Origin of the sequence: Butyrivibrio sp. LC3010 (assembly GCF_000424385.1) — a bacterium.
Classification (GTDB): domain Bacteria; phylum Bacillota; class Clostridia; order Lachnospirales; family Lachnospiraceae; genus Butyrivibrio.
The window spans coordinates 144,203-166,572 of record NZ_AUJU01000004.1 but is presented as its reverse complement, the minus strand read 5'-3'; the positions used below and the strand labels follow the sequence as shown (position 1 = coordinate 166,572).

Annotated in this window: 19 protein-coding genes; all 19 read right to left on the bottom strand. The window is 32.5% G+C overall.

Annotated features, from left to right (window positions below; genetic code table 11):
* Nucleotides 1–3: 3 nt before the first annotated feature.
* The 19 genes from G622_RS24300 to G622_RS25175 are packed head-to-tail and all read right to left on the bottom strand — an operon-like array spanning nucleotide 4 to nucleotide 22,362.
* A complete protein-coding gene (locus tag G622_RS24300; protein WP_196814176.1) occupies nucleotides 4–1,002 on the bottom strand; it encodes a glycosyltransferase family 2 protein in 999 nt (332 codons plus the stop codon).
* A 14-nt stretch (nucleotides 1,003–1,016) separates the two neighbouring features.
* Complete coding sequence (locus tag G622_RS24295) at nucleotides 1,017–1,826, bottom strand: sensor histidine kinase (protein WP_026509726.1); 810 nt, start codon at nucleotides 1,824–1,826, stop codon at nucleotides 1,017–1,019.
* 29 nt (nucleotides 1,827–1,855) lie between these two features.
* Nucleotides 1,856–2,548 carry a response regulator transcription factor gene (locus G622_RS0104670; protein WP_026509725.1) on the bottom strand — a complete coding sequence of 231 codons (693 nt, stop codon included), beginning with the start codon at nucleotides 2,546–2,548 and terminating at the stop codon, nucleotides 1,856–1,858.
* Complete coding sequence (locus G622_RS0104665) at nucleotides 2,545–4,230, bottom strand: ABC transporter ATP-binding protein (protein WP_196814175.1); 1,686 nt, start codon at nucleotides 4,228–4,230, stop codon at nucleotides 2,545–2,547. The genes G622_RS0104670 and G622_RS0104665 overlap by 4 nt, the downstream gene beginning before the upstream one ends.
* Before the next feature lie 11 nt (nucleotides 4,231–4,241).
* Nucleotides 4,242–4,694: a lasso peptide biosynthesis B2 protein gene (locus G622_RS21630; RefSeq protein WP_044957115.1), complete on the bottom strand. Its 453-nt coding sequence runs from the start codon at nucleotides 4,692–4,694 to the stop codon at nucleotides 4,242–4,244.
* A 9-nt stretch (nucleotides 4,695–4,703) separates the two neighbouring features.
* A complete protein-coding gene (locus G622_RS0104655) occupies nucleotides 4,704–5,669 on the bottom strand; it encodes a glycosyltransferase family 2 protein (protein WP_026509723.1) in 966 nt (321 codons plus the stop codon).
* 12 nt (nucleotides 5,670–5,681) lie between these two features.
* Nucleotides 5,682–7,694: a glycosyltransferase gene (locus G622_RS24290; protein WP_049945684.1), complete on the bottom strand. Its 2,013-nt coding sequence runs from the start codon at nucleotides 7,692–7,694 to the stop codon at nucleotides 5,682–5,684.
* Between the two features lie 20 nt (nucleotides 7,695–7,714).
* Nucleotides 7,715–9,241, bottom strand: coding sequence for a lipopolysaccharide biosynthesis protein (locus G622_RS0104645; RefSeq protein WP_026509722.1), 1,527 nt, complete (start codon nucleotides 9,239–9,241; stop codon nucleotides 7,715–7,717).
* 19 nt (nucleotides 9,242–9,260) lie between these two features.
* Complete coding sequence (locus G622_RS0104640; RefSeq protein WP_026509721.1) at nucleotides 9,261–10,424, bottom strand: CapA family protein; 1,164 nt, start codon at nucleotides 10,422–10,424, stop codon at nucleotides 9,261–9,263.
* Nucleotides 10,421–11,686 carry a hypothetical protein gene (locus G622_RS0104635; protein ID WP_026509720.1) on the bottom strand — a complete coding sequence of 422 codons (1,266 nt, stop codon included), beginning with the start codon at nucleotides 11,684–11,686 and terminating at the stop codon, nucleotides 10,421–10,423. Before G622_RS0104635 ends, G622_RS0104640 begins: the two co-directional genes overlap by 4 nt.
* Nucleotides 11,687–11,740: 54 nt before the next feature.
* Nucleotides 11,741–12,901, bottom strand: a complete 1,161-nt coding sequence (locus G622_RS0104630; RefSeq protein ID WP_026509719.1) for a nucleotidyltransferase domain-containing protein — start codon at nucleotides 12,899–12,901, stop codon at nucleotides 11,741–11,743.
* On the bottom strand, nucleotides 12,894–15,281 hold the full coding sequence (locus tag G622_RS0104625) for a CotH kinase family protein (protein WP_026509718.1): 2,388 nt from the start codon (nucleotides 15,279–15,281) through the stop codon (nucleotides 12,894–12,896). Before G622_RS0104625 ends, G622_RS0104630 begins: the two co-directional genes overlap by 8 nt.
* A complete protein-coding gene (locus tag G622_RS24285) occupies nucleotides 15,268–15,855 on the bottom strand; it encodes a VanZ family protein (RefSeq protein WP_049945683.1) in 588 nt (195 codons plus the stop codon). Before G622_RS24285 ends, G622_RS0104625 begins: the two co-directional genes overlap by 14 nt.
* A 1-nt stretch (nucleotide 15,856) precedes the next feature.
* Nucleotides 15,857–16,759, bottom strand: a complete 903-nt coding sequence (locus G622_RS24280; RefSeq protein WP_049945682.1) for a glycosyltransferase family 32 protein — start codon at nucleotides 16,757–16,759, stop codon at nucleotides 15,857–15,859.
* On the bottom strand, nucleotides 16,731–17,678 hold the full coding sequence (locus tag G622_RS21610) for a capsular polysaccharide synthesis protein (RefSeq protein ID WP_049945681.1): 948 nt from the start codon (nucleotides 17,676–17,678) through the stop codon (nucleotides 16,731–16,733). Before G622_RS21610 ends, G622_RS24280 begins: the two co-directional genes overlap by 29 nt.
* The gene (locus G622_RS0104605; RefSeq protein WP_026509717.1) at nucleotides 17,672–19,042 is read right to left on the bottom strand and encodes a hypothetical protein; all 1,371 of its coding nucleotides are present in this window, start codon (nucleotides 19,040–19,042) and stop codon (nucleotides 17,672–17,674) included. Before G622_RS0104605 ends, G622_RS21610 begins: the two co-directional genes overlap by 7 nt.
* A 2-nt stretch (nucleotides 19,043–19,044) precedes the next feature.
* Nucleotides 19,045–19,983: a glycosyltransferase family 2 protein gene (locus G622_RS21605; protein ID WP_049945680.1), complete on the bottom strand. Its 939-nt coding sequence runs from the start codon at nucleotides 19,981–19,983 to the stop codon at nucleotides 19,045–19,047.
* Nucleotides 19,980–20,963 (bottom strand): glycosyltransferase family 2 protein, encoded by a 984-nt coding sequence (locus tag G622_RS0104595; RefSeq protein WP_242832956.1) that lies wholly within the window; start codon nucleotides 20,961–20,963, stop codon nucleotides 19,980–19,982. Before G622_RS0104595 ends, G622_RS21605 begins: the two co-directional genes overlap by 4 nt.
* Complete coding sequence (locus tag G622_RS25175) at nucleotides 20,863–22,362, bottom strand: polysaccharide biosynthesis tyrosine autokinase (protein WP_026509715.1); 1,500 nt, start codon at nucleotides 22,360–22,362, stop codon at nucleotides 20,863–20,865. The genes G622_RS0104595 and G622_RS25175 overlap by 101 nt, the downstream gene beginning before the upstream one ends.
* Nucleotides 22,363–22,370: the final 8 nt, after the last annotated feature.

Sequence of the window (22,370 nt, the reverse complement as noted above, 5' to 3'; positions counted from 1 at the left end):
TTATTATCGACCTAGATAGCTGTACATAAGTAATATTCCTAATTTATTATGAGATAGAACAAGAAATTTAATTAATTTCTTTCTTCTTTCTATATCTCTGATACCAAGTGCATCTCTAAATGTTTTACTATCACAGATATCTGAAATTCTTGAGATTTTATCGCTAAATGTAAACTGCTTTCTACAGCTTATCTGTTTTAAGTTCGTCGTTACCAATTTTATATATAAATTAGTAAATTTATTTTTTTGAAATTCATTATCTGAATACTGACTACAATACGCCATAGCATCATTATAAAACCTTGTTACAGAGTCAAAATAATGCTCAGAATATGTAGACAAACCGCTTCCGGATTTTCTTATATAATATACATAATATCTATTGGGATTTATTACTATTCGCTTAGCAAACTGTAGCATATTCGCTGAAAATGTAATATCCTCATAGATTGTATATTCCGGAACAAACCTAAGATTATTTTTTCTAACAAATTCCAAATTAAATAATTTGTTCCATGGCGCATTAAAAAGCTCATGATCAATTGTTTCTGTTAGTTTTGTTATAAAAAACTCTTCATTATTCCCGGAAAAGAAACCTTCATAAGTATTTTCTGTACGTATATCTGAATCCAAATCATGATACCAGAAGCTATAAAATACAACATCTGCATCATTCTCAATAGCTAATTTAACATTATCTTCAACAAGGTTAGGAACAATGTCATCATCTACATCAATATATAGCAAATAATCTCCGGTTGCTGCATCTGTCCCAAAGTTTCTTGCCGCGCAAACACCGCTGTTTTTCTGATGAATAGACTTTATTCTGGTGTCATATTTAGAATAATAATCGCAGCGCTCAGCTGTGTTATCAACACTTCCATCATCCACTAAAATGATTTCGAAATTTGAATAGCTTTGTTTCAGCAGGTTTTTAACACAATTATCTATGTACTTTTCGCCATTATAGATTGGAACTACAATACTTACTTTTTTCATCATGCTTTTCTTCCAGTTCATTGTAATATTGGTAAATAAATCGAAAATGTACTTCCCTCGCCTAATTTACTCTTACACTCTATTCTTCCGTTATGTCTTTCAACAATGCTTTTGGCTATTGAAAGACCAAGGCCGCTGCTTATCTCCTTCTCAGGAGTTCTCGAATTTGATTCTCTGTATGTTCTGTCAAAAATGTATTGTATGGCTTTTTCTGATATGCCGCGCCCATTATCCCTGACGTAAAAACAAACTTCATTTTCGCATGGATAGGCTCCCAGTGTAATTGTGCTGCCTTTATCAGAATACTTCCTTGAATTGTTAAATAGATTATCAAGCACTCTGCTAAGTTTTGCGATATCTATTGATACCACCTGCATCATTTCATCAGGAACAGAAAGTTCAAGATTATATCCATCATATTTATCATCAATCTCTGCAGCAAAAAAATATTCTTCCAAAAACTGGGCTATAGGAATTTCTCTGAATTTAAATTCCTCACTCCCACTATCAATGCAAGTCAGATAATACAGATCCTTTACAAGCACTTCCAATGTTTTTGTTCTCATATCGAGAAGGTTTAGAAATGAGTCAAGTTCATTTTGGGAAATACTCTCAGATTCATCATTATTCTTTAATAAAAGATAATCTATTGTACTTCTGATAGCCGTAAGCGGTGCTCTTAAATCATGTGAAATATTTTCCAACATGATCTTTCGTTCATTTTCTGCACACTTGAGCTCTAGATTTGCCTCTATAAGTTTTTTGGAAAGTTCAGCGACAGTATCAGAATCGACCAAAGGCTGTTCAAACTTTTTCCTAATATCCATAGTCCCCTTATTCAAAATGCGTAATCATTTTATTTTAGCTTTACCAGCTTGTAGCCCTTCGCCCAAACTGTTTCTATTAAATTATCAATTCCGGTCTGCGACTCAATTTTCTTTCTTAATCGTGACATATTGACCATAACATTTCGCCTGTCAGATTCAATGTAGCTTCCCCAAAGTTTAAGTCCGATTTCTTCAAAGGTAATCTCTTTTCCTATATTCTGTGACAAAAAAAGAATGAGGTCATATTCTTTATTAGATAGTGCTATTTCTTCTTCTCCGTATAGAAGCTTATGATTTTCAATATCTATATAAAACGGATTAATATCAATTATCATATTTTCCTTTTTATACTGATTAGTCTTAGTATGTCTTCGAATGCTTACCTGAATTCTTGCGTATAATTCTCTGAGACTATAGGGTTTTTCTATATAGTCATCCCCACCTGCTTCAAAGCCTTCTATTTTGTCATCCTCAGACACTTTTCCTGAAAGAAATAAGACCGGCGCATCCGTAATTTTTCTAATCTCCTTACAGAGTGAAAAGCCATCCAGATCAGGCATCATAACATCTAGCAGTATACAATCAGGATTGAATGTCTTTGCAAGCTGAAGACCTTTTATTGCGAGCTCTGCTACCTCAACATGACAATTTTTTTCTTCAAAAAACTTTTTATTTATATCTAAAACTTCGATATCATCATCGATCATCAGAATCTTGATCATATTGCTTCCCTCATTTTTCTATCAACAATCTGAATCTCTCTGTCGCAGTACTGCAAAACAGATCTTCTATGCGTAATAAGAAGGCAGGTAGGAGCAGGACTCCATTTACGGATTCCTTCAAGAACACGTAACTCCGTGCTTTCATCTAGTGAAGATGTAGCTTCATCAAGAATAAGGAATGGTGCTCTTCGAACAAGTGCTCTGGCTATTGCGATTCTTTGAGCCTGTCCTTCAGAGATACCTACGCCCTTCTCACCGATCACAGTATCTATTCCATCAGGGAAATCCTTAATAAAGTCATAGGCTGCAGAACTCTTTAGTGCCTCCATTATTTCCTTTTCAGAAGCATCTTTTCTGCCCATCAGGATATTTTCCCTAATTGTTCCACTAAATAAGGTGTTACCCTGTGGAACATAAGCTATAAAGTTTCTGGCATCAGGACTGGCATCAAGCATTTCACCACTTGTATTATAAAAAGATATATTTCCCTGCATCTTCTTGGTAAATGCCATGATAAGTCTTACAAGAGTAGTCTTGCCGATTCCGGATTTACCAACAATTGCAGTAAATTCACCGGGTTTAAATTCAATACTTGCATCCTCAAAAACAAGCTCATCCGTATATCCAAAGGTTATATCTGTAACCTTAACTCCAATGCCCTCAGGCTTTATTGTTCTTCCTAAGTATTCTTCACGAGGAAGCTCCTGTAGTTCAATGATTCGGCCGGCAGAAGCCAGCATTGATATAAGCCTGGGTACTAGCTGAGCCAAGCTTACTATCGGTGCTTGAATTCTGTTTACTAGCTGTAAAAATACAGTCATGGTACCATAGGTGATTGTCTTACTTGCTATACAGATAGCCCCCCATGAAAATGCAACTATATATCCAAGCTGAAAGGATAATCCCATTGCTGCAGAAGCATACATATTTGTTCTGTTCTTTTTAAAAACCCAGTAAATTCGCTCATCTCTTAGCTGTGTAAGCCGCTCTTCCGAATAATCCTCAAGACAAAAGGATTTCTCAATCAGAATATTGGCAAGACTCTCTTGCATAAATGAACGATACTTTGATTCTGTCTGTTGTACCTTAACCGTGAGATATTTGAGTTTTCTTCCAAGCCAGAAGCTCGCAACCATAGCTATCGGCGCAACCATCAGAGCAAATAGAGCCAACCGAATATCATAATAAGCAAGTGCAAAGAAGGTTACAACTAGCTCTACAAGCAGCCTTATGATAGTTGGAATGGTAGTTGAAATACCGTCTGCGACAGCTCCAACATCACTGGTAAGTCTGGTCATTAAGTCGCCTGTATGGTACTTTGAAATGTCAAGCCAACTTGTATCAAGAATTCGTCTATATACCTTTTTTCTAATGCCAAAACCAAATTTCTCATAAACCACAACTGAAACCAGATTACTTATAATTCCCAGTGCCTGACTCCCGAAAATAACAAAGACATACATAGCAATAATAGTCCATAAATCCGATAGATTTCCACTTGTAGCTTTATCTATCATTTCTTTTCCGATTATTGCCATGCCAACAGACATTAAAGTTCCGATTAGATCAAAAAACATTAACAGACTCAATTGTGGGATATATGGCTTAGTATATCCCAATATCCACTTAAAATATTCCTTGGCATCATCTCTTTTATTCCAATAATGCTTTATTTTTGCCACTTTGCTCATCACTAAATCCTTGCCTTAAATTTCTCAACTATAGCATACCCCTCTGAAGCACCATTTCCTCCAGTTACATATGCATTTCCGCATCTTATCCAGGCATGAGCGACCATCTTACCTTTCTCATTTTCCTTGCATCCAAGATAGAGCGTTGAGTCTATTCCCTTCTCAGTAAGTAATCTTTGAGCTGTTAAAGCTCTTACTAGGCATTTACTCTCCCATCTTGTTTTATTGCACACCTGATTTACAGCATATGCTACTCTTTTTGCAAATCTATATTCATCCAACGTTGCGTCTCCTAGCGATTCCTGCCCCGCAATCCCCCATTTGTTATATAGCTTTGCAGGTTTCTCATATAGCATCTGGTATCTGAATCTGGCGGATAATATCCATGCTTTTAGGGTAAGTCTTTTATGCTCATTGTATCTAATAAATCTATAAAATCTTCTTAATATACTCATTCTTATTTCCTATTTATTTGCCAATAGATAATATACTCCAAAACAATATCTAGCTAAAAATACTTTAACTAAATTCACATTACATTCCTTCTTTATCTGTTTAATTAATCTATCAAAAGTTTCATTGTATGTTTTCCGAATTTTACATACAGATTCATTACCATATTGTTTTTTACTTTGTGCACATAAATTTGCGATCTTAACCAACGTATATAAACGTAATCTGTCATTATAGTCTTTATCTGAATTTTCCAGTACTTTTAGCGTATAAATATATGACTCGGCAGCTTCATTACTTATATCCTTTTTCCCTCTTGATGTAATACTACCATCTCTCAATCTATACGCATAAGATCTATCATCCAGCCAAACGGCTTTGTTGATATCGTGTGAAACTTCAGCATTAAAAACTATATCTTCATATATGAATTGTTTATATCTGTGTTTTTTTATGATAGATGCCTTAAATAATTTATTACAACTCCAACCTATTGGTCCTGTAAATTCATCCATAAAATGTTCAATATAGTCATTATGATTCTCAACATGTGTCTTACCATTCGGATCTATATTGAGGTTAATTTCATCTTCATTACATCCATCCTGAAATGCTCTTTCATGGCATAACGAAATGTCTGCACCTTGGTCAACTAATGCATTAAGTAATCTCTCAATAAAGAGCTCATGGATAAAATCATCTGAATCCACAAAAGCTATAAATTCACCACTGCATATTTCAATAGCTTTATTTCTGGTTCTTTGAACACCTAGATTATTATCGTTACAAATATAAATAATTCGGTCATCTTTTCCAGCTAATTCTTCACATATTTTTCCAGAATTATCCGTAGAACAGTCATTTATCAAAACTATTTCTAAATTTCTATAGCTTTGTGTTTCTATAGACTCTATACACTTATTTAGATATTTTTCAGCATTATAAACAGGGACAATCACACTAACTAATCCATTCATAAGTCATAATTCCTAATAAAATAATTTTCTAACAAGAATGTCTATGTCTTTGTCAAAAACTTTATTCTGATTATCTATTTTTAGGTTCAACATATCCTGTATTTTTTTCTCTAGCCCATCTAAAGAAGGAACAAACCTTATATATTTGCAATCGCTAAAAGTTTTATATGTTTCATAAACTTTATGATGATTATTCCCAATCACAATACATGGTGTTCCGGTAATTACCGAAAAAATCATCCCATGCAGTCTATCTGTTATAACCAATCTAGCACTTCCAAATAGTTTAATTTTCTTCTCAAGAATTTCACGTCTCATTTTTGAAGTTACTTCGTATTTAACACATGTATCAGTCACTAAAGCTTTATCTGTAATACGTTCACAAATATCAATAATATTTTTCTTGTCTTTTGCATTAAGAGCACTTTCTTTGTCTGAGCGCAAACAAACTATTATTCCATTTTTCTCCTTTTCGCAAAGATATTTTGCATCAAAGAATGAAACTACATCGTGAAGTTGTTCTACTGTACACTCAAAATACTGTTTCATTAGTTCATACGATTTCGCATCTCTTACAAAAATAGTTATATCATTACACCCTTTAATTATTTTTTTATCTGCATTCAGTTCTCGCCTTCCTTTATCATCATCAGAATAAAATACAGTCTGTGGCATAATGATAATTTTGTTGTTTCTAAATGCTTTAAGGACCTTACGTCTAAACACTTCAGCAAATTCATATAAACTACCAAAATTACCCCCTCCCTGACATACTATAACATCATTAGGAAGTATATGTTTTCTTAACGATTTTATCGCTCTATCAGTATCCCAACCATCAACAATAAATAATTGATACTCCTTAAACTCCTTACATTTTGTTTCAAGTATTTGTTCAGATACAAAAGCAATAGCATGATCACCTAGATTGTCGAAACAAGGAAGTTCAAAATATACTATTCTTTTTGTTTTCCCTGCTTGTAAAGAAAAATCGCAAAAATCACTAGTTGTAATCCTTTTTTTTATTTTTCTAATGTTCTGAATACACTTTTTATATAGCTTTTTACTTTTTATATAAAGGCTAAAGATTCTTTTGTTCATCAGATATACAGACAGTAATTTTTTGTCTTTTTCGTCAACTATTTTATTATTTAAAAAGTCATACTCATGATTTTTAATATATAATTTTGCCTCTGCTATATCAGTATTTGCCGATACGATATATCCGCTTCTTATATCTGAGTAAAGATATGGCAAGAGTTTTGCCATAGAACGTTCATATAAGTCTGTATAACCATTATCCTTAAAGTATGATGCTCTTTCCTCCTGCCCTAAGCATGTCGCATGACATCCCTTATGCCATGCAGCAGTTGAAGAATTAAACGAAATACCATCTTCTCTTATCAGATAATAATATAAATAATCAGGTATCTTAACTACTCGTTCTGCTTTGTCAAAAAGTAAATAGGTTGTAGCAATATCCTCATAATTCCTTCCATCCGGATACCTTACCCCATCAAATAGTTCTTTTTTATACAGTTTTCCCCATGCATAACTCTTTATTTCCTTATCTTCAACTAATTTCAGCAAAGCATCATGTCTATTAAATATCTGAGTTTCATCATCTATTCTTTCAGTAATTTGTAACTTGTCACCCTCTTGTTCAAAATGAGAACATATTGAAATATCCGCATTATATTGCTTAGCTGCTTCGTATAGTCTTTTAATCAAATCCTTGTGAACATAGTCATCACTATCTATACAGACTACCCATTTTCCTTTAAGATCATTAAGTGCGGCATTTCTAGCACTAGATAATCCACCATTTTTCTTATGAATTACTCGAATTCTTTTGTCTCGCTTAGCATAGTCATCACAAATCACTCCACAATTATCAGGGGACCCATCATCCACCAAAATAATATCCAACTCCGAATATGACTGCTCTAGAATTGAGTCTATACATTTATTTATATATTTTTCAACCTTATAAACCGGAACGATTACACTGATAATATCGCTCATATACTATTACTCGCTCTCTTCTATTTTCGAATTCCTCGAAAAATGTATTCCTTCAAATATCTAAATTCATCTGTATTAAATGAAACTATATAAAGACCTGTCAAAACAATCGTTGCACTAATAAATATATCTATTATCAATGTTGCTAGATCATTAAAATTTGGTACCAAAGAGCATGCAAAAAATGCGACACTGCCTATTATTATTCCTATACCCATCCTAATAATATAAGTCATATAATATTTAATAGGATTCTTAGAAAAATACTCTCTGTATAGAACCATAGGTTCTTTCCACCAGGCATATACCATTCTAGAAAACACAGTAGCAATTATGATACCAAACAATCCCCAAAGATAACCACCAATAATTGATGTAACTATGTTACAAATTGCAGTTACCATAGTAGTATATTGTGTCTGTTTAAATATTCCCGTTGTTTCTCTGTAAGCCCATAATGTCTGTCGAATATTGCTTGTATAAAAATTAAGAATTATAGCAAATACAACAATATGTGGCAATACATATTCCTCTCCAAAGCATAATTTGATAAAAGGCCCCGACAAAACAAAGATCGCTATGCTGCAACCTAAAACTAGCCAATAATTAAGCAGCTCTAAAATCTGATATAACCTATACGCATTTTCTATAGAATTCTCACTTGCAAGTTTATTGCCAATACTGGCTTTTAAATTCCCAAAGATTATTCCCAAGAAAGTAATTACCTGACTGATAATCATCACATAATTCGAATAATATCCTACTACAATGGTACCGACAAAAACAGAAATAAGAATACTGTCTGTGTTACTTTGAACTACTCCGCAAACTTTATATAAAAAAAGTGCTTTAATATCATCAAAAATAGATTTTAATTCATCTTTATCCAGCTTTAGAGGCTTAATTGTTCTAAGGAACGGATACATTTTCAAAGCTATATGATTTTGATAAAGATTATTAACCATATTTATACATACGGCTATAACCAAATAAACAAAATAGCTCTTAAATACTATTAGAGCAAACATCTGTAATATAAAAGATACTATTTTAAAAATGATATTGGATCTTACAAGTAGATAATTCTTTTGATCTGCAGATACAAGAACAGTTCTGTAAACAAACAAATACGTCATAACTGTTCCAAGCAAATTAAGTATGTAAAACGCATACAAGTGTGGAATATTATCAGGAAGGTTGATTATATACTTTAAGAATGGAATAAGTGCCATCCCACCCCCGAAAACCACTGCAGCAATCAACAGAAAGATTCTTTTAAAAAAAGCAACAAGAGCTACTATTTTAGCTTCATCATGTTCAGAAATAGGCTTGTACAATCGATACATCATTGCAGTAGACATTCCTAAATCAGCAATTGACAATACACTTATAACATTAGAGAATAATCCACTAATACCAAAATAACTGGCAGTCAAAACTCTGGCAAATACTATTCTACCTATCATTGAAATCAGCAGATTTATTATATTTTGTATTACAGCAGTTCCTATATTCCTCTTAGCTTTTTTTGTCCTTGATTCAGCCAAAACACCACTCCCCTAAAAACTAACTAATAGAATATTCAGATTTTATCTGATATTTTTTATCTTGTGTATGATATAGTCTGTTTAAAATTACACTAACATCTTTTTCAAGTTTATCTTTTTTGTTTGCTTCTATGCTGTTCCATTCATCAAATACCGGAATGCATACAATCTTACCGTTGTCTTTAAGAACTGAGTGAAACAATGAAAAAGAATAACTAATAATTTCTCTTTCTATATCAGCATTTAATGCCATGGAATATTGTGCCATCTTATCAAAAGGTTCAACTGTAACCCCATTAACAGATACTAAATTGCCCAAGCTATGCTCGCAAAAATGACCATTATAATAATCCCAACCATGAATAACATGTTCATGATTTGCTACTACAAAACTTGCACCATTTTCTATAGATAAACTGCACATCTCTTTTGTATATTCAGAAGGCTGTTCATTATATTGTCCACCTATGTGGAGCATAGAAATTACTATATCAGCTCCTTGATTTCTACATTTTTTTATCTGTTCAAAATAATATGTTAATCTTTTCTTGTTTTTCTCTCTTCGTTCATACGGTGCAACATCAAACTGTCCTTTACCGAAAGCTCTATATAATACTCTTAGTAACTTATAAGGAATTTTCCTATTATAAAGAAGATTTCTGTCAAAGCTATTAGATAGTTCCTGATTCTGCAACATATCCACATACTTATACTCTTCTTCAGTCAGATAATTATTATTTGCAAATGCATTCGTTCCGTATGTAAATGCTAAAAATCCCACATTTACATTTCCAATCTTCTTTATTACAAATGAATCACCCTGACAATTTCTGGTTCCTATATGATCAATTCCAATCATATCCAAATTGTCATTGGTTAAGAATAATCCTTCAAGTCCTCTGTCCAGACAATGGTTATTGGCTGTCGTTACCATATTAACACCGGCATCTTTAAGGGCCCTTGCAAATTCCACTGGGGTATTAAACTCATATAGTTTATTAGTGTAACCTCCTTCTGTATTATCCGCTATTGGAGTTTCCAAATTTGCAATTGTATAATCTGATTCTTGCAGATATTTACTGAGAAATTCAAAGCATTCAGCAAAATCATACCTATTCCCATCTGAGTACAGCGGTAACTGTTCAGGCTGCATCATTACATCCCCTAAAAAGGTAATTCTCATTTTTTCCCCCGTAAAGAATGTGATATTCCCCTACACCAAATCCACATTTTACTACAGCGAAGTTTTTTCATTGGATACTCATTAAACTTATCCATATCCATATTTAAAAACCATCTATATGAACTTATATTATTTATCCTATTCTCATTACTCTTCATGACGCTCTGAGAACTACGATAATATGTTTCAACGTAAAACTTTGGAAGTCTGATTTTATTCATCAAAAGATTTTTCATTCCGCTAATATTTTCATTTGACCATTTGAAGTTAAATTCATTTGGGTCTGCTCCTTCCGATACCAATTCCAGAATTGTTCGATAGCATTTCTCACATTTACAGCAATTTTCCCCAGTTTCTGTTTCCCAACATACATGCAATCGCACAGGATAATTATGCTTTTCTTTTTCGCTCACAATATAATGAATCTTTTGCTGACGATCCAATTCATAGCCATCATGAATAGTATTGCATCCGCAAAAGCACATATGATTGTCAATTATAGGATCACTCGCACATGTATATGTTCCTTTCGCATATTCAGGGTTTGATGACGATATATATGAATGCTTAAGTCCCCGCAAATATGCTATTGGTGCCATATGAGAAATAATAGCCATTCCATGCTGAAATCCATGCCACCAACCTTCATTTGTAGGTCTGACAATATCTGAAAGAGTTAATTTGGGTTCATCAATTACTTTCTTAATAGAACTTTTTATTGTAATAAATTCAAAATTATAATCATCTGCAGAAGCCTTTATTCCTCTTTCAAGAATTCTCCATCCTTCTTCGTTATCAATATCTACATCAGCTCCCCATATTGTAACCAGAAGCGGTTTCTCCTCAATATGACGATACAAAGTTGTATAAGCATCTACTCCTGCGCTGAAAAAAACTGCTGAGCCTTCGCTTGATTGTGGTCTATTTTGTTCTACATTATTTACTTTAATTGTTCCCTTAAATTCAAGAATGGGATACATTTCCATATATCCTTTTTTAAGATTTTCCAATTTATTATAAAAATCTTCATCCAAATCCGGCAAAACAGCCTCAGCATCAAACAACCAAATCATGGGTAAAAAATTAGAAAGAAATGGTACAGCCAAAACTGAATCAGGTACACCTGTTATACCAAAAGGATAAGAAATGAAAAACTGTTCATTCAAATTGAAATAATCTTTCCAATCTCCCTCAACAGCATATTCATATACAATAGTATTTCCTATCTTCTTAATGTTTTCTAATAAAATCTTATTTCTCATGTTTTTACTCTCAAATCTCATAAATAGCATCTACAAAATAAATAAAACAAACTATTATCTTCTAAATTCAAGGTTAAGTTTATGATAAATATCAAGCATTTTCTCAATATGCTTTTTATCAGCTGTCTCTAATCTTTCTTTATGCTCTATTGCTTGTTTATTAAAAACACCGGAAACTCCTCTGATTATCCATGTTGCAGGAAGCAGATATGGCATTTTATCCAGGCAAGGATATTTTTCTTTCATAAAATTTAATGAAGGAAAATAAAAGTGCAGTTTTACATTATTATTATCCATCGTTTCTTTAGCCAATTGACTCCATATACCATTTTCTGACTTTCCATATATACCGCTCTCAACCATGTACTCAAAAAGATTCTCAAAGAACTCGTCACAATTCTTTCCGTCAAGCCAGATAAAAGCAAGTTGTCTCATATTTTTCTCAAAGTCCAGAATTCCGCATAAAGCCAACTCCTTCTCAAGGTATCCCTGATTCATAACCATCCCATATTTATTTATATAGATATAAATATCAACAAGGTTTCTGATACCACATCCTGTTTCAAAGAAATGCTTTGCCATATGAGCTATCATATATACATAGAAATCTTCTATACTAAACTCATATGTGTATTCTTTTCCTTCCTTTAAAATTGCTCTGAAATTATCTTTAAAATATATATGCTGCTTTTTTCCTGCATTAGAGTCAAACAAGGTCCAATGGACTTCAACTACCAAGTCTGTTCCTTTAGTAAAAATCATATGGTGCTTTATAAGTCCATGGTTTGTAAATCCCATTCCTTCCATAACCCGAGCAGCTCTATCAAGATTATCATCATAAACAACAAGATCAATATCACTCATATCTCTCATTTCAGGAGATGGGTAGATTGTTTTAGTAATAGCACCTTTTAAAATCTGATGCCTGATTCCTTCCTTTTCAAAAGCATTTGAAATATCTTTTACTGCAACTGTTTGAAAAAAAGTTTTCATTGTACTTTTATATAAAGACTTTTTAATATAATCAAATTCCGTGCTATCTTCAGCTATCTTTAACAGCGAATTAAACATCAGATATTGCATCTGTCCTTTGCATGCAACATCAACAATATCAGAAATACTAAGCAAGTCCGGAAGTAATTGAGGTTTTCTATTCTCAAAAGTAGACATTATTAATTCTCTAGTGTATTCTCTGATAACTCTCATATCAGTCATTTGTTACATCCTCTTCCTGTGTAGTTTCTTCATTTTGCTCAGATATTATTGATGAGTCTATCGCTTCCATATATTGTTGCATGTCTACACCATTACTATTATCTTCTTCAATTGTCATTGATTCACCCTCTGTAGCTTCAGCATCTTCATTTATCGTCTCCTCCCCTTCAATATTCTGATCTAAATTAGATTCGCCATCGATATCCCCGTCTTCACCCTCCTGATTTTCTTCTGAATCACTCGTTTTCTTCTTTGCCTCAAGTTCTTCAAGAAGTTCTTTTGCATACTGAATATCACCACCATTACTCACAAACTCTTCTGTATACTTTGCCATATATACAGGACGTTCCTCTAAAAAGGCGATAATATTATCAACCAAAGCCGTATATTGTTTCTCAGATGGTCCACCATAGAATCTATTAAATGAAGCCAATGCAGGTTTTTTAATCAATTTAACAATTTTCTCGATACTTTCCTCATATTTCTCTTCTATAAAAGTATCAGAAATTAGCTTGTTCATTCTGCTTTTAAACTGGTCACAAAATTCTTCATTCATAAGTAGTGACTGAAGTAAAAGATCTGCTTTTATTCCTAATTGTAAAAAAGTATTTATTGTTGGTGTTTGCTTAGATGAAAGATACATTGTATGGGACATATCCCCACACATAAAACGCCATTTTCCAAAAGTATTTTCACTACCAGTATTATCAACTACTCGCCAAGCTGTGCCTTGATGAGAGAAAAACTCAGAATTACCAAGATAAACATTCAAACAAACATAGTCAATATAACTGTCAATGTCCAGCATAGATTTTACTGTTTCATAATTTTCAGATATTGATAAATCATTGTTTGTGACAAATGAATAAAACTCTCCAAAGTGGTCTTCATATCCTTCTACATTATGAAAATCAATTTCTTTACCTGAAATTCCATAATGGCGCTTTATATATTTTTCATCATAATATGCATTAAGACTATAAAGTCCCCAATATTCTCCATCTATAAATAAAATACAAGGCTGACAATCCATTGTACTAACATTTAGGTCTTCTGCAAAAGAACTAACAATATGATTTCTTACCTTAAGCAAATTATCATCATAATTTTGCTGAAGTTTTATCTTTCCAAAAGACGATATAAAATCAATTATTCCAGAACCATTAAAATCTGAATAATCTGCATCATTGAGATCAAATTCCAACCCTTTTTGCTTATCTATACATGAATCATCACCCAAAACACTCATTTCTACGTTAAATTCAAAGCTCTTACTTTTATTTGGTTCAAAATACTCTATTTTTGAATTCTTTTTTAATCCGGATAAATAATTAGCATTACTACTTATTTTATTTAATCCCTGTATAAGAGCATCTTCTCTTGCTTTTCCAGCTACATAAATCCCATCCTCATAGCTAAAAAGATTTTCAGGATCAGTAGTAATTGATAATACAGGCATATTTTGATAATCAGTATCTCTTATTAATCCAATAAAATATGACTGACTTGCTTCTTTCGTAACCTTACCTGAAGAATCTACAGCAATTGCTCTTACTATCATTCCCGCATCTATTGTTCTTGGCGCATACCATCCGCTTAATCTGTTATATACCGCTTCTTTAGCATATACATAATTTGTCCCTGATTTATTACTTATCTTTATTTCAGTATCATAAATTTCAGATTCTAAAGTAGGTCTGGTTCCATCAGTTGTATAATAAATAGTTTCACCATCATCTGCAGCAAGCTGTAAAGCAAAACTATCGTTATAGAATCCCCCCGGTGCAGAAAATGATATTCCATCATATTGAACCAATTGAAGATTTTTGGAGCTATTTTTTTTCCCTTTCGAAGGTGAAAAATATCCCCACTTATTAGTTTCCTCATCAACAATTCCATAACTTTGTTCATCAGAAAGTTTAGGAATTAACAGTGATTTTATCTGTTTGCCATTTTTATTTTTTAAAGATAATAAATTTGAATTGCGATTACCTGGATTAATATTAGTATCAATTACTGCATAGGCATCTTTTTTAAGCTTTACATCATCTTCTACCTTTCCGACGCTATTACCTGATACTAATATCTCCAATCCTGATAAATCGATTGTTTCTGTACCTATATTATGTATTTCAACCCACTTTTCTCCACTAACTTCTGTAATTTCCAAAAATTCATCTGCTTCACTGTTTTTATCAGCAATCAAGTCGTCAGCGGTAACATCTCTGTTTTTTTGAAGTGTCTCCGATAGAGCTCTATCATGGTTTCTTGAAATAACAATAATAAGTAATAATAATATCAGAGAAAATGAACTGATTATAATTATTATCAAATCTTTCTTATCTAGTTTTCTATTATTGTTTTCTTTATTTTGACCCATTTCTGTTTTCTCTCTTTTTTAAAATAACTACAAATATATATCCTATTATTGCACCTATAAAAGTTCCAAATGAATTCATTAACAAATCAGTTACTTCAAATACACCTGTCCGGCTCAGATGTTGTATTATCTCTATTAAAAAGCTAAACAAAAATCCGGTAATTGTAGTCATAATCACTACTCTTAGAAATTGTTCATTTTTTCTATATAAACTAAGGAGCACCCCCCATGGAATAAAAAGCAACACATTAAAAAAACAATAAACTACTTGATTGGGGGAATAAATTGCCCTTCTAGAAACCCCCAAATATAAATGTGTAAGAATTCTTCCCGATCTTGATCCTGGTTCTCTTCTAAAAATCGTGAATACAAGCATTATGCAAGCAAAAACCACAGTAAAATAAATAAGAATTATTTTTCGATATGTTATCATTTTCTTAATATATAAAACATAGCCTGGAACCAATATAATTAACGCACAGGCAAAAAAAATGATTAAAAAATCACTAATATAAATTCCCGATATCTGCTCCACAAAAAGCCAACTCATCCTACGAATCATTTCTTCAAACATTTCATAGCTCCGGTAATGGTGTGCCATTTTTTTGAGCTATTGAATACTCATAAAATGGTATATTTTTCTTCAATTTGTTATATCTATTTCTTCTAATCAAAATCTGAATGAAGTCAAATAGTTTTGGTTTTTGTTTTAGTGCTTTCTTAATTTTGTTTTTTATGCTATTCGAATCATCATCCTTGATTCTCCACTCACCAGCACACAGATGAACTGCGTAATGTTTTCCAAGCAAAGAGCCGATTTCAAAATATTCTTTTGGGTAAATAACAAAATCTCTCAATTCCTGATACTGATTATTAAGAATAAACTCAGGATAATGTTTCAAAATATAATATGTATAATAATAATTACTAGTAGCATAACCATGAACAAAAAGCTTATCATCTCTCCACTCAAATACTTTTTTGTTATCTACAGGTTTGTCCTTAACTATAACTGTCTTGTCATACATATCTAACAGCCCTTTAATAAGTGGATTTCCCTTTGCTCCTCCAATAATAGCCGAGCCAACCGAACAATCGAAAATAAAGTTCAAAAACATCTTATGTTTTAGGAGCTCGTCAAAACTCTTATTAACCTTTACATCTGTATCAAGATATATACCACCATATTCAAAAACTGCTTTAAGTCTGTAATAATCCCCAATAAATCCAAGCTGCTTGTCACTAAACGTATTTCTGACAAAGTCATTTTCATCAAAGCTACAATTGGATTCATCCCATCGCATTATAGTATAACCCTCTAGTTTTTCCCAGGAAGCAATGCAATTCTTCAAATCCTCAGGAAGTGGTTTACCGCCAAACCAACAATAATGAATTATTTTAGGAATACTATTCCCATTTTCCGGCTTTATTCTTTTTATGATATTGATATCAGTAGTTTCCCTGATTGATAACGACATCGTAAAAGGTTCCTTTCTTACTCAATTTATCCTGTTCAAATTTTATACTCAGTTTATGTATTCCTGTCTTTCTTATTAACATTTTATATTTATACGGATCATATTTATCATAAATATATGTCGCCAAAATATGTGAATCCACTTGGCTTACTATAGGCATAGCTTCACATTCTTTCCTATAATAATCGTTAGCTATGCTTCCTAATATATGTAAAAGATAGTAATTTGATATATAATTATGATCCTTCCAATACTCATACATTAGTTGTTGTAACAGACATAGCAGATTATTATTTGATGTACTATGCATAAACCAACTATTATATTCCATAATCTCCGGATTAAAACCAAAATAATAAAAGCTAAACATGAATAATGGAAGATTATCTATTTCCTTTACTAATTCCCCATCGGTCATAAATACCGTTGCATCTATCCAATATCCTCCATACTTGTTAAGTAGCTCTAACCGAACCAAATCAGAAAACATAGCATTCGTAATAACGCCTGCTTTTCTTTTTTGAATTATGTAATTCGGTAATGATATATAGTTATCTATATTATTTTCATCTATAATAATAAATTGTTTTTGTGGCATTGCTCTTTTTTGGCTCTCAATACACTTCTTTACTATATCAGGAGCATCACTAATTCCCTGTAACCACATAACCCAAACAGTATTATTATTCTGTTTTTTTTCCTTTTCTTCCCATGTTTTCCTCTTAATACATTTATTTAGATATTTGTTTTTATACCGCTTATATAAAAGCATGCGATGCTTTTGGCCAACCATAACACTATATAAAAAATGTGTTTTCTCATCATTGTACTTAATTTTCAACATTAGTTGATCATATATCGTTCCTAGGAGCATACCATCTTTTATTCTGTTTATAAACTTACTAGAATTCATTACCATAATATAAATTTCCTATTTTTATGATATTTACCTTTTTCAGGTGGTATATAAGTTGTTTTTTCACAACAAACATAAATAGCAAATAATATATATAAGTATTTAAGCGTTTGTAATGAATCTGCTATAGTCAGATGGTAACAATAAGCTACTGCGCCAATAAATGCAGCCCTTACTATTGCTGAACGAGTCATAAATATATCCTTTAACATCCTTATTCCCATATAGGCCAAATATAATAAATATGAATACATACCGGGATATGCATATCTAACATATTCAGCCACATAGAAATCATCAATAGACTCAACAACTCTTCCATCAACCAGACTTGTAAAGGCCCTTTTTCTGCCTATTCCAAGAATTGGATTTAACCAATCAACTTTATAAATACTTTTCAAAAGCTCTCTATAAGCTTTACTCTGAATAAGCTGTTGGTAATCTGCCCCATATTTAACTGAATATTGTGTATCAAAGACGGAATCTACTAAACTTGTCAGCTGAAGCAAAATATATTTTCCCAAAGGCGTTGATTGAGCAACAAATGTAACAGCAAAAAAAACTATCACCGAAATTGTTGTTATTAGTAAGTTGTTTTTTAAGTACTTAAAATCTGATAAAAAAAGCATAAGTGCCAGCTCAACAAACATAACTCCAAGGCTTGATCTTGACCCAGTATTAAAAATGTTAACTATTATTCCAACAAGCAATAATGGACGCCTAAATATATTAAATTCTTTTTTCTCTACATCATATCCAGCAAATGGCATTGCAGTCATAAGCAAAAGCCCATAACCAAGTGAATGCACACAATTACTCATAACCCGATAATGTCCACCTCTGATATATCGTCCTGTATAAATTCCTTTTATTGTTTCTAAATATGCAAAAGGTGTTACCTTCATAAAAGTTTCGACAAAACCAAGAATTATAAGCAGATAAATGAAAGCGATAATAAGCTTTACTGTTCTATCTACCCCCAGTGAATCCTTAATTACATAAATCAATAAATACATTTCGAGTATCTCAATGAACGGATTAAATAATGCATTTAAATCTGCCCTAAGAACCATCGTATAAAATATAACAATTATATATGGTATCAATATTACCGACATTTTTTCAGTCCGTATTAAATTTACAAATCCATGTAATCTATCAAAATCAAATATTATAAAGACAAGTAATGAAATGATACTGATTCTTACAATCGTCAAGTCAAACATCGGAATCGAAATTCCAAAGTACTGTGGCATCACATAAAGATTAAAAAGATAAAGAATAGCACATCTATAAAAAATAACTCTCTCTCTTGGAGCCTTCACATATTTACTTGAATATTCTAATTCCATGTTCCTTGAAGTCATTACTAGTCCTTATTTAACGCCATTATCAGTTCTACCGGGATTGATCTTTTTTTGTGATAGCAATCCGCATATCCTAATAAAGTAAAAGTATTGAATACTCTTCTTCCCTGAATCAAATCTATCCTTAAATCTGTAGCTTTTATATGCTTTCTTAAAAGTCGAACTTTATTATTTTCAATTCCATATTTATCTATAATAAATCGTGTTGTCTGTTCGTGACTCTTTTTAAGTTCTGTAAGATATTTTAATCTCTGCTGTCTTTTATGTTCCTTATGTAGAGTTACATTAGTTGAGTGCAATCTTCTTTTTAAGGTAACTTTATGCAAAAAATAAAGGCCATCAAGTGATAGCGCCATCTTCCAGACAAATTCATCATGAGCCCATCCTTCATACCAGTACTTATCAATTTTCTCTAAAAAGCTTCTCCGTAGAGCCATTGTGCAGCCCTGACAGCCTATAAAAATATTTTCAGAATTGAAATTAAGTTTTTCCAAGCTTCCATCATTTTTAAATTTCGCCAGCTCCCACTTTGGTACATCAGGAGCATCCTCTGAACATTTAAAAGGTTCGAATTCCGATCCTATCATTAGTGCTTCAGGTGTTTTTTCCAAAACCTCTACCATTTTTTCCACCCGATCATTTATCCAGATGTCATCCTGATCACAGAAAAAAATGTATTCTCCCTTTGTTTCCCTAAGTGCTCCTACAAAATTGGAAGCATAACCGAGGTTCTTATCATTAATCTTAAAATCTATTATTTTTTCAAGATTATAATCTTTAATGAATTGTTTAATAACCTCATCTGTTTTATCTGATGAAATGTCATCCCTGATAATAATTTCATCTACCTGCAGACTTTGGTTAATGATGGATTTTAACTGTTCCTCTATGTATTTTTCGCCATTATAAGTAGCCATAGCTACTGAAATTCTTGGATTCAACCTACCATTACCCTGGATAAAATCTTTGCATATAAATCACAATCAAATCTATTGACTGACTTTATATAAAATCCTATCTTTCCTTTAAAATACTTATTCTTCTTATAATCCGGAAAGAACTTTTCAACAAACCGAAATGTCTTATCATGCATTTCACGTCTCAGAAATGCATTATCTACACGACCAATTCTGCTCAAATTGCTGCAAAAAGCTATCTTTACGCAAAAGTATTCAAGTTCATCCCTATACTTATTAAAAAATCCATTTTGCTTGTAAAATGAAATTATGTCATCAAAGACTTTAAATATATCTCCGACTTTAATATTTAGATTTGAAGTCATTGTTGAATTTTGTCTTACGCTGTAATAAACCAATCTTTCATCTAAGTAAGCATGCTTTTTTATAAATGGAAGCGTTTTTATATAAAAAGAAGTATCTTCATATATCATTCCTTCAGGAAATAACACTTTACCTTTTATAAGGACTTCTCTTTTATAAAGCTTATTCCATGGAGAAACCTGCGGATCAAGAAATAGTTCTCTTACATCCTCATGCGATGTAATCTTCCCTCTGGTTCCGATTTCCTTGTATACAGAATTCCCATTTTTATCCTTATCTTTCAGTTCCAGCATGCTGTGATAATGGCATTCTACCAGATCTGCATCTTCTCTTTGCGCAAGTCTGAGCATTTTCTCAAACATAGTCCTGTCAACATAATCATCTGAATCAGCAAACCCAATATATTCACCGGAAGCTTTCATTATGCCAAGATTTCTTGCCGTAGCCTGACCACCGTTTTCTTTGCTAAATATCTTTATTAGATCTGGATATTTTTCCTTATATTCCTCGAGAATTCTTAAGGAGTTATCTGTAGAGCCGTCATTTACTGCTATTATTTCCATCTCCGTCTTTGACAGTGTTTGATTTGTCAGCGCTTCCAGACTTCTTCTTAAATAATTTTCTGTGTTGTACACGGGCATCACTACGCTTAGCATAATCTCCACCATTCACATAATCTTTGTGATTATAATCCTCTGATTCGACTGATATTCCGTTATAAACAAAACCACAAATATCAGCATCTACTGCTTCAAGTCTCCTGATTATGAGTTCTTCTCTCTCAAATCTGGTTGACCTTTCTCTTATTACAACAACAAATGCAGTAGCTACATTCACAAGTTCAAGACCATCTGACACAATTCCTATTGATGGAGTATCAATAATAATTACTTCATATTTTTTCTTGAATTCTGCAATTAAATTCTTCCATTTTTCCCCAATAAGAAGGTCAGTTGGATTAGGCGGATAAGCACCGGTTGTAATTACATCGAGCTTATCTACTGTATCATTTTTAATTGAAATATCTTTTATTCCGGCTAAATATTCACTAAGACCGCTTTCAGCTGAAATCTTTAATTCATTTGCAATATTTCCATTTCGCAAATCAGCATCAATAAGAAGCGTCTTTTTGCCCATCATTGCAAATTCCTTAGCAATGTTTATGCTGGTTGTTGTTTTTCCCTCATCATAATCAGCCCCTGTAATTGCATAAACAGGACATTTTTCACCTTTTCCGAGGAACAACAAATTTGCCCGCAAATCATTGTAAGCCTCTTTTAGTACAAAAGGACTATCTTGTTTTAATAGTACATCAGGTTCACCAGCATCATTTTTATCTTCTATTTCAGGAACCACACCAATAATAGGAATAGTAAACATATCCTGAACTTCATATAATCGTCGATAACGTGTATCCAAAAAACCTCTTATTAGGAAAAACATCAATGAAAGAAATCCACCTGCAAACACCCCTATAGCAACAAACACAATTATCTTCGTAGATTCATAGGGATATGTTGGTAAAGTAGCTTCGTCAAGAATTTCAATTCCTCCCGACTTAACTATGCTAATTATTTTTTGTGGAGCAAGTTTTCCTATAGTATTAGCAATAAGCATTGCATTATATGGATCACTATCAACAACATATACTTTAAATACCGCTGTTCCTCCTACCGCAGCAGAAGATATCTCATCTCTAAGTACTGCTTCATCATAAAGCCTTGGATCAAGTTCCGCTTCCTCCACAACACTTTTCAAAAAACTATCACTCTTCAATATCTGCATGTAACTATTAAGAAGTCCACTTGCCGAAGATATATCTGCTGTAGAAAGATTTATACCATTATCTGTAATATAATCAGGACTTGAATATACATACATAGAAATCTGAGCCATATAAGTTTCTTTCTTAACCATAAGCCCTACTACACCTGCTATAACCCCACAGATAAGTCCTACAAGTATCATAAACTTCAGTTTTGTTTTCACTATCCAGAAAACTTTTTCCAAATGAAAGTTCTGAATTATAATCTTGAACACTATTTTTC